Raw genomic sequence first — 14,020 nt, 5'->3', positions numbered from 1 at the left:
GCATTGGACGAGTTTTAGGAAAACCAACGAATACGGTTTTCTAACAACTTATCTCTTCCGCCAATGGCGGACAGGAATTAGCACCTTATTAAAATAACAGGTTGCTAAGACATCACAGGGCCTTTCCCTCAGTCTTTCTGGATAAGTAAATAAATGTATGAACAGTTACTGCCAACAAAGATACAATAAAGACTACCAAATCAATAGTCTTTATTGAAATAATTATTCTATTTAGAATTTCGGTCATATAATTGCTAATTCTATCTAATAAATAACGGGTTTTGGCACAAATTGAAGTTTCAATTCCATATTTTTGCAGCATATTCTATACGAGTATAATCACACAACCTGAATGGAAGAAAATAAATTGAGAGAAGCGGCGCATCAAGTAACTGGCGACAACAGTATTTTAAAAAGAATATTCCAGGATAGAAAAAGAACCAATATTTTAAGCGGTGTAGAGCAAAGCACTATTTCCTGGCTGGTGAAACGCATTCCTAATTTCCTTACCTCAGATATGCTGACCTTTATCGGTACTGCTGGTTCAGTAATTGTACTCTTAGGTTTTATCCTGGGTACTTATGTAGGTAGAGAATACCTGTTATTAGGTCCGCTGGGATTAGCCATCAATTGGTTTGGTGATTCCTTAGACGGAAGAATGGCCTACTATAGAAACACACCACGTAAATGGTACGGCTTTTCATTAGACATCATTATGGACTGGGTAAGTACTGTCCTGATTGGCTTAGGCTACCTGGTTTATGCCAGAAATGAATATGAACTGATTGCCTTTATATTTGTAGCCTTATATGGCTGGGCGATGATTATCTCGCAGTTGCGTTATAAAATCACCGATATCTACAGCATCGATGCCGGTCTGGTAGGTCCTACAGAGATCCGCATCATTCTTGCACTTATCATTATTCTAGAAGTCATCTTTGGTCATTTAATTGAATACTTTGCAACTGGTATCTGTTTGGTCTTGTTTATCATCAACTTTATTGACACGAAAAAACTATTAAAACTGGGTGATATCAGGGACAATGCAGAGCGTGAAGCAAAACAACAAAAAGCGCGTTAATGAGCATTAAGAAATCTGTATACGTTTTTGCAAAAGCACAGGTTTCCGCTTTCTCGGGCGGCATTATCGATTACCTGATCATGATTGCCTGCACCGAGTTGCTACACATTCATTATACCATTTCTATTGCTATTGGTGGCATCATTGGTGCCATCGTAAACTTTTCTATCAATCGTTACTGGACCTTCAATGCCAACCAGTCCAACCAGCTTCCGGTAGGCAAACAACTCGTTAAATTCGTGTTTGTGGTGGCCGGCAGTATTCTCCTGAAATCTTCCGGAACCTATCTTTTTACCAATATGCTACGCCTGGATTATAAAATAACCAGGATCATGGTAGATATACTGGTTTCCCTGGGCTTCAATTATACCCTGCAAAAGTATTGGGTCTTCAAAAAAACCAGCACAGATTCAAAAACACCACAGGTAACAGAGATAAATAGCTAATTAGCGCCCTGATCGCTCAACACCGAAATCACAATCAGTAAAAAGTACCATTTTATGGAGAATTAGTACCGCTTAAAAATCCGGGTTAAGCAGTATCTTTGTATATGAAAAATGACATACCTGTTTATGACATCAGTACTTTTGAAGAATACAAAAATGCAGGTATCCTTGTCAGCAGGTTTGGTCATTATTCTAAGCAGTATTTACACTTACATTCGGCACACCGCCACTCCTTCTACCACATGGTTTGCTTCACAAAAGGAAGCGGAAACCAAACAATAGATTTCAAAAACTACCCTGTATTACCGGGCATGATCTATTTCATGACTCCCGGACAAGTACACAGCTGGGCTTTTGAATCGGAAGTGGAAGGTTATATCATCAACTTTTCTGAAAGCTACTTCAAGTCGTTTTTATACAACCCGTTATACCTGGAGAATTTCAGTTTCTTTGACGAGCATTCCGGTGATGCAGTGCTGGTTCTGCCAGAACTGACCATGGAAAAAGTCGTTTCCCTTTTTGAAGAGATTCTTCATGAAGGAAAAGAACCGAGACCATTTGATGCCGATCTGGTGAAGCTGTTGATGCTGAACATTTTTATTCAGGTATCCAGAGGATTGAGTTTAAAGCAGCAAACGCAGCCTAATTCCTATAACCAGACCCTGCTTAAAAGTTTCAAAAGATTAATTGAAGCCAATTTTATAGCACTGAGGTTTCCAAAGCAATATGCAGAGCTGTTATACATTACGCCAAATCATTTGAATGCTTTATGCAATGATCTTTTGGGCATTTCAGCAGGTCAGCTTATCCGGGATCGGGTGATTTTAGAAGCTAAACGCCTGCTGATCAATGTGGAGCTTTCCATTGCGGAAATCTCGGAGAAGCTCGCTTTTAGTGATCCCTCCTATTTCATAAAATTCTTCAAAAAACAAGTGGGTTCAACCCCAGATAAATTTAGAAAACAAGATAAATAAAACACACAGATATGAGCAGTACGGACCAATTAAATCAGACACCACATATTTCCCAATGGTATGCTTTCAGCCATTCTAAATGTCCAAGATGTCGTACAGGTAATGTTTTCACAGGCCCTACTTACGGTCTCAAAGTGCAGAAAATGAATGAATTTTGCCCGCATTGTGGTTTAAAATTTGAGCGCGAACCTGGTTATTTCTATGTAGCGATGTTTGTGAGTTATGCCATGAACGTAGCACAAATGATCTCTATGAGCGTTGCCGCTTATGTTTTAGGACTGCCTTTAACCTATGAGAATCTATGGTATTATGTTGGGATCTTATTGGTAGGTGTACTTTTATGCTCCCCATTCAATTACAGGTATTCCAGAATGGTACTGCTCTACTGGTTATCACCAGGCCTAAGTTACGACCCTTCTAAAGTCTAAAAAGACCGGTTGCCAGTATTTTAACACGTCAACAATTCCCCCTCATCATAAAGCAAAGGCTCACAGACACACTGTTGAGCCTTTCATTTTTTTAAAGCCCCGGCAATTCTAAGCCCCGGCTCCATGAACATGGCAACGCTATGGCACCATCATTTCCTGGGGCCTCAAGCCCAATACCTGCTGAAAAGTATTGCTAAAGGTCGATACACTATCGTAGCCCACCTTCATCGACACGCTTTTCACGCTCTCCCCGGATATCGAAAGCAACTCTACTGCCTTAATCATTTTGTACAATTTCAGGTATCCGGCTACGGTAATCCCGATATCCTGCTTAAACAACCTTTCCATCGTTCTTGCCGAAAGATTAAAACCCGCAGCTACCTCAGGAATTTTGAGTTCATTCATTACCGCACCGCCCTTATCTACACAATCCGTCAGAAAGCCGACCATCTTCGCAATCCTGGGGTCTCTGGGCACCGGAAGCACCAAAGGCAGGGAAGCATTAAAAGTTAATGGTAAAATCCCGACCAAAGCTTTAATAAAATCCTGTTCCAGGGGCTCTTCTTCTTCCAGCCTCGACCATTGCTCGGTAAACAAAATCATTTCCCGCAATACCTTAGAGGTATGAAAAATATTCAGTTCTTTAAAAAAGGGGCTGTCGCTGGTTTTATTCAGAAAGATACAGCGCAGGTACACCTGGTTAACCGGACTTGAACTGCGGTGCGCCAATCCAGGAGGAATCCAGGCACAATGCTGACTGGGCAATAAATAAGTTCTTTCCGCAGTATGGAGGTATTGAAGCCCCTTTTCTACAAAAATCAATTGCCCCATCTGGTGGGTATGCCATTCGTCAGAAAACTTCCAATCTGCTTCATGCCATACATAGGCTTCCTTTTTGACCGAATCAACGGTTAAATGACAAAATCTTGCTTTATTCATGTGTCGTAAAATGACATGTTATTGGCAAATATAGACATTTAAAGACAAGCTGGTTTACCGACCTTTGAGCCCTTATTACATCATTAATTAGATATTCAATGAATTTTATAAATTCAATACGCGTAAAAGCAGGAGTTTTAGTATTGTTGTGCCTGTTGAGCAGCACGATCTTAAAAGCCCAACCAAAAATGACCCAAAAACCTTCAGCTATGAAAATTCTGGTCTTATTTAACACAGAAAGTGGCGGTACCTATAAAATGGCAAAAGCAATTGCTGGCGGCATAGAAAAATTCCCTGGTGCAACCGCCGTATTAAAGCAGGTACCCAGAATTAAACCCTTAGCAAACGAGGATAAACAAGCATTTGGCGCTATTCCTTATGCCAACATCGCAGAATTACCGGAATACGATGGCATTGCCTTTGGATCAGCGGTTCATTTTGGAAATATGTCGTCAGATATGCGCTATTTTCTGGATCAATCCGTAGGAATCTGGACGGCACATAAATTGGAAGGAATCCCTGCAACGGTATTTATGTCGGCAGGAAGTGGTGCCGGACGTGAGGCAGCCATTCTATCTTTCTGGAGCACACTAGCCGTTCATGGCATGCTAATCGTGCCTACCGGAATTATGGGAACCTCTGAAATTGATAAAACCATCCCTCAGGGAAATACTGTTTTCGGTGCAACCTCACTTGCGGGTGCAACAGCGGTAAACAGACCTTCTGAAGGAGAATTACATATTGCTGCACTTCAGGGTTATGCCCTGGCTAAAGCCGCTAAAGGTTACCAGCTAACCAAAGACAGCGCGCCAATGACACCAGTTAAAGCAGTTTCCGCAGCGCCTAAAATGAGTAAAATCGAAGCGCGTTTGAAAGCCTTAAACCTGACTTTACCGGACGCTCCTGCACCTGTAGGAAACTACAAACCTTTCCGTATTTCAGGAAAACAGGTATTCATTAACCAGATTGCATTAAATGCAGGAAAAGTAGATCACCCGGGAATGGTGGGTACTGAGGTTACCGAAGAACAGGCAAAACTCGCTACGCGCCAGACTTTGCTAAACGTTCTTGCGGTATTGAAACAAGCAGCTGGTGGTGATTTGGATCACGTAAAACAAGCGGTACAGCTAACAGGCTTCTTTTACACTGCCGCTGGTTATACCAAACATGCGGTATTGATGAACGAAGCCTCTAACCTGCTGGTAGAAATATTAGGAGAGAATGGCATGCACACCAGGGCTACTGTTGGCGCTTCTTCTCTCCCGATGAATTCGTCTGTAGAAATCCAGGCTATTTTTGAACTGGAGTAACAGGGCTAGTCAGTAATCGCCTGTGGTAATTAATCTGACCGGTATGGTAGGCCAAATGCGCCAATAAATGACACAACATGAAATCGTTCGTTTGGCCTTCATATACCTCTTTAATCTGAACCGGATAAGCTGCATTCAGATCTTCTACCCTCTCAATACTCGTCTGTACATCTGCTTTTAAGGCATAAAGTTCCTTTAGCAAAGCTTCATCGGTAAATCTTACCGCCTTAAATTCGGCTTCACGGTCGCGTTCATAAGGAAATCCGCCCATTGGCGCACATACGAAGGTTCTTAAATTCCCGATCAGGTGTTGTGCCAGGTGGCCGGCAGTATTGGTAATCCCTGTGGCGGTTAACCACATTTGTTGTGACTGAGGATAAGCCTCAATCTCTGAAATTAATCTTTGAAGGTCTCTTTCGTAAATATGGATATAGTCTTGTTTTGTCATGATCTAGATTCGCTTTAGTACCTCCAAAAATCGTTAAAAACAGCTGATCTTTCCTCATTTTAATTGAAAAAACAACAGCAGACTTAGCATAAGGTCATAATTGCCCAAAGGGATGCCCCTGATATCGCCAGCCAAAGAATCAATCCTTGCAGGAATGGTTTAACACCGACCACCCGAACCACTTTAAAGGACAAGCCGCTACCAATCAGAAATAGCGTTAATGTTAATCCGACTTTAGCAATACTGACGATATAAGGCGACAAGACCGCTACAAAAGGCAGGTAAGTATTGGACAGCATCGCCAGGATAAATAAGCCGATGAAATAAGGCAGTTGTACTTTACAACGGTCACTTTTAAAAAGGAAGGCTGTTCCAAATGCCAATGGAACAATCCATAGTGCACGGGCCAATTTCACGGTTGTAGCAATCTGCAAGGCCTCCGTACCGTATTTACTGGCGGCCCCGACTACAGAACTCGTATCGTGAATGGCAATGGCACACCACATTCCAAACTGGCTTTGTGTTAAGTCCAGCGCATGGCCAATCATAGGGAAAAGAAACAAGGCGACCGAGTTGAGGATAAAAACAATTCCTAAAGAAACGGAGATGTCCTTTTCTTCCGCTTTCATGACCGGAGATAATGCAGCAATGGCACTACCACCACAAATCGCTGTACCGGCAGAAATCAGGTAAGAAGTTTTATCTCCTATTTTGAAGATTTTACCGAGGATAAAACCGAGGATCAGCACCCCTGCAATGGAGGCAACGGTGAACAGCACCCCCTCCTTTCCGGCTTTCATGGCCGCAAACACGTTCATTCCAAAGCCCAGACCTACCACAGAAACTTTCAACAACCAATTGGTTGCTTTATGACTGAGCTCCGGATAAGGATGTTTTATCAGCTGTGCCATGATTAACCCTAGTAATAAGGCTAATGGTGCCGACATAAAAGGCATCAGGCAGAACAACGCTGCTGTTAAAAATATAATCTTCCGTGTTTGTTCCTTCAGTTCCATAATCATTCCTCTTTCTGATACAAAATTGAGAAGAATGGAGCTGCTGGTCAAATTGAAAAACCTGATCCGATATTACTTTAAGTTATATATTAACTGCGCGTGACGTAAAAAAACTTCCGACAAACCATCTAGTTTACCTTGCAGGTGGATAAAATAAAAATAGCGTTCAATGTTTAATCCATTCACATCAATCACACTCAGACTACCATTTTGCAGCTCTTTGGTTAAGGCATGAATAGAGATAAAAGCCAGGCAGGAAGAATTCATCAGGTAAGATTTCATACTTTCCGTACTCCCCAGCTGGATTTCCATTTTCAGGTCAGACATTTTTAAGCCTATAGATTTTAGCGCATGGCTGATCACTTCTCTGGTTCCTGATCCCTGTTCCCGCAAGACGAAACCATAATCTTTAAGCCTTTCCGGATTCAACAGGTCTTTTTTAGCCAGGGGATGATCTTTCCCGCAAACCAGGACAATTTCATCCTTGATAAACTCCGTATAACTGATTTCCTGATTTTTAGATTTACCTTCTACAATGCCCAGATCAATTTCTTTGTCGATCAATGCTTTTTCAATCTGCTCTGTATTTCCGTTGATGAGGTTCAGGCGAATCTCCGGAAACTTCTTTCTGAAACCCGCAAGTAGCGGAGCGGCGATATAATGCGCAATCGTGGTACTAGCCCCAAGATTTAACAAGCCTTCCTTTTTATCCACCAGGGCATTCATCTCAAAATCGATGTTCCTGTAAATGGCAAACAGCTCTTCGGCATGACGCAATAACAATTCACCGGCGGGTGTTAACTCAATCCGGTTCCCTTTGCGCACAAATAACTTATTATTATACTGCTGCTCCAGTTCATGGATATGTTTGGTCACTGCCGGTTGGGTAATGAATAAACTTTCGGCAGCTTTGGTAAAGCTGAGGCGCTTGGCTACGGTATAGAATACTTCTAAGCGAAAATCTGACATCGGAATTTAAGTTTGGGTGCCTGGTTAAACACCCAAACTTAAAGAAAGCATTTACATATCCTTAAAACCGAATCATATTGTTACCTTTTATTTTACCGGAATTTCCATTTTCTTCAGGGCCTGATTTCTAAATATCGAGACCGGAACCTTTTGTACCAACTGGAAACCAGACTGAACGGTAGCCAGATCATTCCAGTTTTTAATCTCTTTGTCATTGCACATCAACAACACATCATTAGCCTTCAATAATCCGTGTAACACACTTTTCTCTGGTACTTCTACCACCAATACCCCGGTTTCGGTAGCCATACCTGTTGCAGAACGCTCGCCCAGGGTATTTAAATTCTTCACCTTTGCGCCAAGAAAATCATGGTATTCCGCTCCCTCAGACTTCATTTCTGAGGAAACAATAACCGGCAATTTAACCGGACGAACCAATGCTTTTAAAGCAGCACTGGTTACCCCGAATTGATCTGTCGGGAAATTCTTAAAACCTACTTTCAATGCCGGAGAACTAGCTTTTACGCTGTAATCTCCTTTTTCAGGATTGATAAACTGCGGATTTCCGAATAAGGAATGGGCATCAGTACCCGCTTTTTGAGCTAATAATAGCGCTTCTTTATCTGGGAAAAGGTTGTAATCTACTTCTTTACCCCAATCGTTCACCTGGATCGGATAGTAATTACGCATTACAATATTATGCTTAAAGATATCTCCGCTGTTTTCGAACCATACATGGGGATGAAAAGAGTTGTTAAGGATCACATTATTTTCTACTGTTCTAAAAAAACCTTCTCTGAGTTTTAATCCACCATTAAGGCACACATTATTATAAATATGATAGTTACCAGAACCATCGTCCAGGTCAATATCCCAACCATGATCACAACGGAAACGGTTGTCGTGGATGACAATCGGTTTAATAACATCCGCAGTAACTAACTTAGGATTGTTTTTAGCGATTACGCCCATCAAAGCATTATCCGGATGCCAGAAACGATCCCTTCCCCAGGAATTAAAGGCTCCATGGTCACCTGATTCCAATACCGTATCATACACATCATTGTAAGCAATTACGTGTCCACCCCAGGTGCCTTCAGAAATATTAATTCCGGCTCGGGGTACATCGTAGATCGTATTGTGACTTACTTTAATATCCATGGACATCGAAATCTCTACCCCTGCAATCTGTTTTTCAACGGCTCCCAATCCATGCATTAACGTATTTTCTACCGTACAATTGGCCGGATAATTATTAGTTTTCGGACCAGGCTCACGGTCCATATCCTTTAAAGGAGCAAACTGCGCATACTCAAAACTCGGAGAACGCACGGCAGCGGGATCCCCCACAAAACAAACACCACTGGCACCTGCATTGGCAATATGGCAACCGGTTACTACATTATTTCTGTTGTAATTGCTCATAAAAACCGCATTCCCACCAACCGTATTAAAATAGCAGTTGCTGATCACGCAGTTCTCCGCACCTTCCATCACTACAGCTCCACCACGATAAATGGTCCAGTCGCTACGCAATAAAGGCTCTTTGGTTTCCATAAAAGTTCTTAACGTATGGCTGAGTTCCATCCCTTCAATCCGGATATTCCTGACCGGCAAAGCGGCTGTTCCGCGAAACTCAAAAAGAGATTTCAACTGTGGAACCACCACTAAGGCTTTGCTTATATTCTCTTCTTTTTCAGGATACAAATACAGGGTTTTATCTTTTTTATCAAAATACCATTCCCCTACTGTGTCCAGTTCTTCGAAGATATTTTCTACAAAACGGTATTTATCATGCATTCCCGACTGGCGGTTGTTCTGAAATCCACCGGTTAGCTCGAGTTTCCCTGCTTCATCTTTTCCGGTAATCTCATAATGATAGCCGCCCCATTCATGACGGTGTAGCGCATGTACAAAACCACCTTCCGGATGTTTCCAGCTTTTCACTCTTTCCGGACTAATGGCATCTGCTGAGGCACCACCAAAAAATCTTACCGAAGGGTTGTAATTCGGATACCTGGCCATCCGTTGTTGTTTTCCATTTACAAACAACTGATCAAAAGCCACATCTGAAGTCACTTTGGCTTTTTTAATACCATTCTCCAGGGATTCCCAGGTCAGTTGTAATGGCTTTCCGCCGCTTACTTTTACCGCTTCTCCGGCATAAGCTTTATACACTACGGCAGTTTTTGGAGATCGGTCGTCTTCCCGGGTAAACAAGAGGGGAGCCGAGAGGTAATAAGTACCTCCGCGAACATACACCGTAACAGCTTCATTGATTTTCCGGGTTAGTAATTGTGCTTTTTGAAAGCTGGCGAGGGGTTTTTCTTTTGTCCCGGGGTTCTTGTCGCTCCCCTTTACGGAGATGTAAAGGTCTTTAGCAAAAGTGTTGCTACTCAGTAAGACTAAAAGCAGGCAACAGCGCAAAGGAAACTTTGCGCGCAATAAATGTTTCATCTTATGTTGGTTTATTTGGTGTTTCAGCTGTGGTTCAAACGGTTAGCTAATGATACAAAATATAAAAGAGAAAGCAGAAAAAATGCGGTCATTTGCCTGGTATGGCAACAAAAAAAGCTGAAGGTTAGCTTACACCTCCTTAAAAGCCATGATCAAAATCAAACAGCCTATTAATGAAAGTGGCTATTTACCTGAATTTGATAGTGACCGGGGGTCATTCCTACCACTTTTTTAAACGTGCGTATAAAGTAATTTGCATCGCTAAATCCAAGCTCATAACTCACTGCAGCCACTTTAGCCTTCGGGTTACTCAGCAACTGTTTTGCTTTCGCGATTTTTTCAGAAAGGATAAATTCATTCGGACTAATTCCCAGTTCCCGCTTAAATAGCCGGTAAAAAGTAGCCTTACTCATACAGGCCTTATCTGTCAGACTATTGATGCTGATTTTCTCATTGAGGTTGGCTTTAATAAAATGGAGCACATAAGCGAGTGGATTGCGGTTCACATGAGCCGGATCTGAGCCTAGTGCATTCAAATTCTGCTTTTGCATGATGCGTACCAGCAATTCTTTCAAGGTCAGATCGGCCAGAATATCCATTGCTCCCTGGCGTTCAGCGCAAATCCTGATCACCTTATTAATCAATGAAGCGATGTCTTCGCTATTTTGAAAATGGCAATCTTCAAAGTTCAGCTGCCATTTATCGGAAGTCTCTTCCTTCGGGAAGAATTCGTTGAGATAACCTATTGTTTTTTTGATCTGATCGGGATCAATGGCCAATGCGATACATTGGGTAGGATTTTCATTGCTTGCTTCCGGAAAATCGATATTCATCCCCAATGCGGGAGGCACGATTACCGTTTGTCCGGGGTAATAATCAAATTCGGCTTTTCCAGATAAGTGCATCACCTTCTTCCCCCGCAACATACTCGTGATCACCAAATCATTAAATACCAGCGGCACCTGATAAGATTCCGTATAAGTTTCAAAAACGTTCAATTCACAGCTTTGCAAAGTATAGGCTGTTCTGTTTTCTACGAGAGTTTTTAAGCTTTCTGCTCTGCTGAGTCCGAACGGATTTAATCTATGCTGCATATCAAAATAGAATTTGGTTTAACGGTAAAGCGGTTGTAATGATGAGACAATAATGCTATCGAATGAAACCATTCTCCTACCTATGGCAGCTCGTATGCCCTAGGTTTGTAATAGCGGGTTTCTCCCGATCAAATTCAATGTACTTTAAAAATCATTAAAAAGACGACATATTCATGGAAAATCTAGTAAAAAGACCGTCATTTAAATCGCATTACGACAATTTCATTGGTGGCAAATTTGTAGCTCCTGTAAAGGGTGTTTATTTCGATAACATCTCTCCGATAGACGGAAAAGTATTTACAAAAGCGGCAAGATCAAGTAAAGAAGATGTGGAGCTGGCATTAGATGCCGCACATGAAGCTTTCAAAACCTGGAGCAAAAGTTCAGCAGTTTACAGAAGCAATATATTATTAAAGGTTGCACAGAAAATAGAAGACAATTTAGAATATCTGGCTACCGTAGAAACTATTGACAATGGAAAAGCGATCAGAGAAACCCTGGCCGCTGATTTACCCCTGGTAGTAGACCATTTCAGGTATTTTGCCGGAGTCATCAGAGCTGATGAAGGTGCTATTGCCGAGCATGACGAGTTCACGGTAAGTATTGCCTTACACGAACCAATCGGCGTGGTAGCGCAAATCATTCCATGGAACTTCCCTTTATTAATGGCGACCTGGAAAATTGCTCCTGCCCTTGCTGCCGGATGTTGTACCGTGGTAAAACCAGCAGAACAAACACCAGTATCGATTATGGTCCTGATGGAATTAATTGGGGATATATTACCTCCAGGCGTACTAAACATCGTTAACGGATATGGAATAGAAGTAGGTAAACCTTTGGCTACTTCTTCGAGGATCTCGAAAGTTGCCTTTACCGGCAGTACCACTTCAGGCCGCTTAATTATGCAATATGCCGCAGAAAACATCATCCCTTCCACGATGGAACTGGGTGGAAAATCTCCTAATATTTTCTTTGAATCCGTAGCAGATAAAGACGATGCGTTTTTCGATAAAGCAGTAGAAGGTGCGGTGATGTTTGCCTTAAATCAGGGCGAAATCTGTACCTGTCCTTCCCGCCTCCTGATTCAGGAAAGCATTTATGATAAATTTATTGCCCGCGTCATTGAGCGCACCAAAGCCATCAAGATCAGCCACCCTCTGGACAAAACCAGTATGATGGGCGCGCAAACTTCCAATGAACAGTATCAAAAGATACTTTCTTACCTGGCTATCGGTAAAGAAGAAGGTGCAGAACTGCTTACCGGCGGTGTAGCCAATAAATTAGATGGGGACCTGGAAACTGGTTATTATATTGAGCCCACTATTTTAAAAGGCCACAATAAAATGCGGATCTTCCAGGAAGAAATCTTTGGTCCTGTCCTTTGTGTAACCACCTTTAAGACCGTAGAAGAAGCGATAGAAATTGCAAATGACACTTTATATGGATTGGGTGCAGGTGTCTGGACACGCGATGCCCATGAGTTGTATCAAGTGCCCCGCGCCATTCAGGCGGGTAGAATCTGGGTAAACCAGTACCATGCTTACCCTGCACATGCGCCATTTGGAGGATATAAAAAATCAGGTTTCGGAAGAGAAAACCATAAAATGATGCTGGATCATTACCGCAGCACCAAAAACATGTTGATCTCTTATGATAAAAACAAATTAGGATTCTTTTAGTGGTTGATTATTCAATCCCGGGTTAACAGCTGTTAATCCGGGATTTTTTCATTTCTCCAAAAACACCTGCACAAATCATAGAAATTATGGGAATCAAAAGAATAGAGGCGACAGCAAACGCCAAAGCGATCATTGCAAAATTAAAAGAGGAATATGGGGAGCTGATGTTTCACCAAAGTGGTGGATGCTGCGAAGGCTCCTATCCCCACTGTTTTGAAAAAGGCGGCTTTTTAGTAGGCTCCAATGATGTTTGCCTGGGCGAAATCGAAGGATGTAAATTTTATATGGCCGGAGATCAGTTTGAGTACTGGAAGCATACCAAGCTTACGCTGGATGTTATTCCCGGTAGAGCTGCTGGCTTTTCCCTGGAATCGACCCTTGATATGGGTTTTATAATTCATTCCCGGTTATTTACCGAAGAAGAATTGAAAGATCTGGAACCGGTAACAGCTGCGGAATAAATCCACAGCTATGCCTTTTTGCGAAATGAGTTTATACCAAATGAGTTTACTTATAGAAAAGATCCCAGTTTCCCTGGTACTGTGCATCAAAGTTCTCTTTGTTATCAAAAATTACGGGTAATTTCTCCAGATTAAAATAATTAAATTCATCGTAAGGCTTCAGTAGTTTCAGGTATTCCTTACGGATTTCCGCCTGAAGTCCATTTTCTTTACTGGCCATGAGCTGTTCCTTGGTTTCAAAGAAAAAAGTGGTATAAGCGCCAAAACGAGCGACTTCCCAAAGCTGCTGATCCGAAAACCTTACTTTAAAAGCATCGATTTCTTGCTGAGGAATTTTCTCATTGCAGGCAGCCTGTTCAGCAGGTTCAAATTCCTGAAAAATCACCCAGATATCCGGATTATCAAAAGAACCGCTGTTTTCATTCCTGAAAATCTTGAATTGGTCAGCAATAGCTTTCCGTTTTTCCTCATCATAACCAGCACCATCATGAAAAACGGATGCCTGACCTTGAAGTTCAAAGATCAGACTCAGTTTAGGCCGGTCATTAGGATCAATCTTATCGTAAATTATATTGATGGGTCTCCATCCAAATTCTTCTAAAATCCAATCTGCAAATCTGGAAAAAGAACTATCCAGCACTTTCTCTCCCTGTTTAATCAATTTTGTCGAATGATAATCTCTTTCAGAAGTATACATCATCTACCCTGCATTTTATAT

The 14,020-nt window shown here is 41.9% G+C and carries 14 protein-coding genes and 1 riboswitch; of the genes, 7 read left to right on the top strand and 7 right to left on the bottom strand.

All coding sequences use genetic code 11. The features are described from left to right. Positions 1-45 precede the first annotated feature (45 nt). A riboswitch (SAM riboswitch) is annotated at positions 46-148 on the bottom strand. A 204-nt stretch (positions 149-352) separates the two neighbouring features. The 4 genes from R2Q66_RS13390 to R2Q66_RS13375 all read left to right on the top strand — a co-directional run bounded on the left by R2Q66_RS13390 (position 353) and on the right by R2Q66_RS13375 (position 2,929). Then, complete coding sequence (locus tag R2Q66_RS13390) at positions 353-1,081, top strand: CDP-alcohol phosphatidyltransferase (protein WP_316749759.1); 729 nt, start codon at positions 353-355, stop codon at positions 1,079-1,081. Next, positions 1,081-1,527 carry a GtrA family protein gene (locus tag R2Q66_RS13385; protein WP_316749757.1) on the top strand — a complete coding sequence of 149 codons (447 nt, stop codon included), beginning with the start codon at positions 1,081-1,083 and terminating at the stop codon, positions 1,525-1,527. Before R2Q66_RS13390 ends, R2Q66_RS13385 begins: the two co-directional genes overlap by 1 nt. A 104-nt stretch (positions 1,528-1,631) precedes the next feature. Then, positions 1,632-2,501 (top strand): helix-turn-helix transcriptional regulator, encoded by an 870-nt coding sequence (locus tag R2Q66_RS13380; protein WP_316749754.1) that lies wholly within the window; start codon positions 1,632-1,634, stop codon positions 2,499-2,501. Between the two features lie 11 nt (positions 2,502-2,512). Then, complete coding sequence (locus R2Q66_RS13375; protein WP_316749752.1) at positions 2,513-2,929, top strand: DUF983 domain-containing protein; 417 nt, start codon at positions 2,513-2,515, stop codon at positions 2,927-2,929. A 138-nt stretch (positions 2,930-3,067) separates the two neighbouring features. Here the strand turns inward: R2Q66_RS13375 and R2Q66_RS13370 are convergent, their stop codons facing one another. After that, a complete protein-coding gene (locus tag R2Q66_RS13370) occupies positions 3,068-3,868 on the bottom strand; it encodes an AraC family transcriptional regulator (RefSeq protein WP_316749750.1) in 801 nt (266 codons plus the stop codon). A gap of 98 nt (positions 3,869-3,966) precedes the next feature. On the opposite strand from R2Q66_RS13370, the gene wrbA reads away from it, so the two are divergent. Further along, on the top strand, positions 3,967-5,178 hold the full coding sequence (gene wrbA, locus R2Q66_RS13365; RefSeq protein WP_316749748.1) for an NAD(P)H:quinone oxidoreductase: 1,212 nt from the start codon (positions 3,967-3,969) through the stop codon (positions 5,176-5,178). Here the strand turns inward: wrbA and R2Q66_RS13360 are convergent. From R2Q66_RS13360 to R2Q66_RS13340, 5 genes are all read right to left on the bottom strand, one after another. Further along, on the bottom strand, positions 5,159-5,626 hold the full coding sequence (locus R2Q66_RS13360) for a DinB superfamily protein (RefSeq protein WP_316749746.1): 468 nt from the start codon (positions 5,624-5,626) through the stop codon (positions 5,159-5,161). The genes wrbA and R2Q66_RS13360 overlap by 20 nt on opposite strands. Positions 5,627-5,709: 83 nt before the next feature. After that, entirely contained in the window at positions 5,710-6,642 is a 933-nt protein-coding gene (locus tag R2Q66_RS13355) for a YeiH family protein (RefSeq protein WP_316749744.1), read from the bottom strand. 72 nt (positions 6,643-6,714) lie between these two features. Further along, the gene (locus R2Q66_RS13350; RefSeq protein WP_316749743.1) at positions 6,715-7,611 is read right to left on the bottom strand and encodes a LysR family transcriptional regulator; all 897 of its coding nucleotides are present in this window, start codon (positions 7,609-7,611) and stop codon (positions 6,715-6,717) included. Between the two features lie 87 nt (positions 7,612-7,698). Then, entirely contained in the window at positions 7,699-10,068 is a 2,370-nt protein-coding gene (locus tag R2Q66_RS13345) for a right-handed parallel beta-helix repeat-containing protein (RefSeq protein ID WP_316749742.1), read from the bottom strand. Between the two features lie 170 nt (positions 10,069-10,238). Next, positions 10,239-11,162, bottom strand: coding sequence for an AraC family transcriptional regulator (locus tag R2Q66_RS13340; RefSeq protein WP_316749740.1), 924 nt, complete (start codon positions 11,160-11,162; stop codon positions 10,239-10,241). 173 nt (positions 11,163-11,335) lie between these two features. On the opposite strand from R2Q66_RS13340, the gene R2Q66_RS13335 reads away from it, so the two are divergent. Together R2Q66_RS13335 and R2Q66_RS13330 are read left to right on the top strand one after the other, a co-directional pair. Further along, positions 11,336-12,841, top strand: a complete 1,506-nt coding sequence (locus R2Q66_RS13335) for an aldehyde dehydrogenase family protein (RefSeq protein WP_316749737.1) — start codon at positions 11,336-11,338, stop codon at positions 12,839-12,841. A gap of 86 nt (positions 12,842-12,927) precedes the next feature. Then, positions 12,928-13,302, top strand: a complete 375-nt coding sequence (locus tag R2Q66_RS13330) for a DUF779 domain-containing protein (RefSeq protein ID WP_316749735.1) — start codon at positions 12,928-12,930, stop codon at positions 13,300-13,302. A gap of 46 nt (positions 13,303-13,348) precedes the next feature. Here the strand turns inward: R2Q66_RS13330 and R2Q66_RS13325 are convergent, their stop codons facing one another. Beyond that, positions 13,349-14,002: a hypothetical protein gene (locus R2Q66_RS13325; RefSeq protein WP_316749733.1), complete on the bottom strand. Its 654-nt coding sequence runs from the start codon at positions 14,000-14,002 to the stop codon at positions 13,349-13,351. Positions 14,003-14,020 lie beyond the last annotated feature (18 nt).

The sequence above is a fragment of the Pedobacter gandavensis genome, assembly GCF_032677645.1.
GTDB lineage: Bacteria > Bacteroidota > Bacteroidia > Sphingobacteriales > Sphingobacteriaceae > Pedobacter > Pedobacter gandavensis_A.
The sequence above is the reverse complement of the archived record's forward strand: the minus strand, read 5'-3'. Positions and strand labels throughout refer to the sequence as shown.